At 37.7% G+C, this 1,383-nt stretch carries 4 protein-coding genes; 2 read left to right on the top strand and 2 right to left on the bottom strand.

Translation table 11 applies throughout. From position 1 onward, the window contains the following. Positions 1-169: 169 nt before the first annotated feature. Complete coding sequence (locus tag BTHERMOSOX_RS11235; protein WP_171004766.1) at positions 170-331, bottom strand: hypothetical protein; 162 nt, start codon at positions 329-331, stop codon at positions 170-172. Further along, a complete protein-coding gene (locus BTHERMOSOX_RS11230) occupies positions 307-579 on the bottom strand; it encodes a hypothetical protein (RefSeq protein ID WP_138121205.1) in 273 nt (90 codons plus the stop codon). Before BTHERMOSOX_RS11230 ends, BTHERMOSOX_RS11235 begins: the two co-directional genes overlap by 25 nt. 74 nt (positions 580-653) lie before the next feature. Here BTHERMOSOX_RS11230 and BTHERMOSOX_RS11225 point away from each other — a divergent pair, with 74 nt between their 5' ends. Next, positions 654-863 (top strand): winged helix-turn-helix domain-containing protein, encoded by a 210-nt coding sequence (locus BTHERMOSOX_RS11225; RefSeq protein WP_138121204.1) that lies wholly within the window; start codon positions 654-656, stop codon positions 861-863. A gap of 74 nt (positions 864-937) precedes the next feature. Next, complete coding sequence (locus BTHERMOSOX_RS11220) at positions 938-1,174, top strand: hypothetical protein (RefSeq protein ID WP_138121203.1); 237 nt, start codon at positions 938-940, stop codon at positions 1,172-1,174. Positions 1,175-1,383 lie beyond the last annotated feature (209 nt).

Genomic DNA, 1,383 nt, shown 5'->3' with positions numbered 1-1,383 from the left:
ATCTTTCAATGGAATGGTGGCTAAATATTTCGCACCATAACCCAAATGGGTAGTAGGGGTAGTGTTTACCAGAGGAATCTGAACCTCTGTTTCTGTAATACTACCAGTTGGCATGCTTAATACTGCATCAACAATGACATTACGCTTATTATCTTCACTATTGTAAGCCTTAAGCTTTTATATCACCAAAACCTTTAGATTTAATGGTGAAATTTCCAAGGTGACCTAATCCATTTCCTGAGAACATTTCCATTTTACTTTCTTTTTCAATTAACGGCACCAGCGCAACTAAAGCAATTTTTTCATCTAATGTATAATTAATAAATGGCATAACCACATTAGCTTTGGCACTGTTTGGAACCACTCGTAATGTTGCTGGTTGACTAGCATCTCCAAAAGATTGATTTGGCGCTCACAAAATACCGCATGACAACCCACACAACCCGTGCTGATTTTTCCCAATAATGAAGCCGCTTCACCCATATTTCCTTGCTCTGCTGCATCGGCTAATTTGATAGCGTTACCCTCTACTAAATCATTGAATGACTCATGACTCAAGCACTGTAAGCTTGCCATCATTAGTATTTTCAAGACCTAAGTAAGGTAGTGGAATATGTTGATTAGCAAGGCATCTAGCAGCGGGTGAATTTAACATGTTGAGTATATTCATAGACAATATAGACCGTGTGTTAAGTCGCGACCAATTGCTTGAAATAACCAAAGGCTATAATCGAGACCCATTTGACAGAAGTATTGATATTTGTATTGGTAGACTTAGAAAGAAAATTGAAAACGATCCGGCAAGCCCTGTTTATTTAAAAAAAATTTGGGGTTCTGGCTATCTATTTACAGCCGGAAAATAATCAATGTTTCACATGAAACATTATAAATCTCAAAGTTTTTTTACAAAACACTTTCTATTATCACCTTGGTGTCCATGGGATTTCAGATTGTTGTATTATCTGCTGTTACTTATTACACGCTAATCCCTCTTGGCGAGTGTGCTACCGGTGAGTCATCAAGTGTTATTGTGCATGCAGCAGAAAGATGGGAGGAGCTAAGACTAGATAAACGTAAAAAGTTTGCCAGACAAATGCTCATTAAGCACGATCTAATGGTGACACAAGACAATGGCATCATGGAGCAAAACTCCAGTCTCTTGCCTTATATATAACATTGAGTACACTACTCCCATAAATATTATGAGCAGTGTTGATGCTAACACAGAAACTTGATTTTGGGTTGATATTCCAACTAAAAAACAAGCATTAGATTTGGCTTCTCTCGCTCTCGTATTGGCATCAACCCTCCAGCTGCATTTTTTATCACACTTATTATTGGCGCTCTTTTAACTACGGTTACAGCTGTTTTTCTAACAAAACG

This window comes from Bathymodiolus heckerae thiotrophic gill symbiont, assembly GCF_900128515.1.
GTDB lineage: Bacteria > Pseudomonadota > Gammaproteobacteria > PS1 > Pseudothioglobaceae > Thioglobus_A.
This window is presented reverse-complemented; position numbering and strand designations above follow the sequence as displayed.

Bases quoted from the DNA above. Each gene is read 5' to 3' on its own strand.
- BTHERMOSOX_RS11235 (WP_171004766.1), bottom strand. From the start codon at position 331: ATGCCATTTATTAATTATACATTAGATGAAAAAATTGCTTTAGTTGCG.
- BTHERMOSOX_RS11230 (WP_138121205.1), bottom strand. From the start codon at position 579: ATGATGGCAAGCTTACAGTGCTTGAGTCATGAGTCATTCAATGATTTA.
- BTHERMOSOX_RS11225 (WP_138121204.1), top strand. From the start codon at position 654: ATGTTGAGTATATTCATAGACAATATAGACCGTGTGTTAAGTCGCGAC.
- BTHERMOSOX_RS11220 (WP_138121203.1), top strand. From the start codon at position 938: ATGGGATTTCAGATTGTTGTATTATCTGCTGTTACTTATTACACGCTA.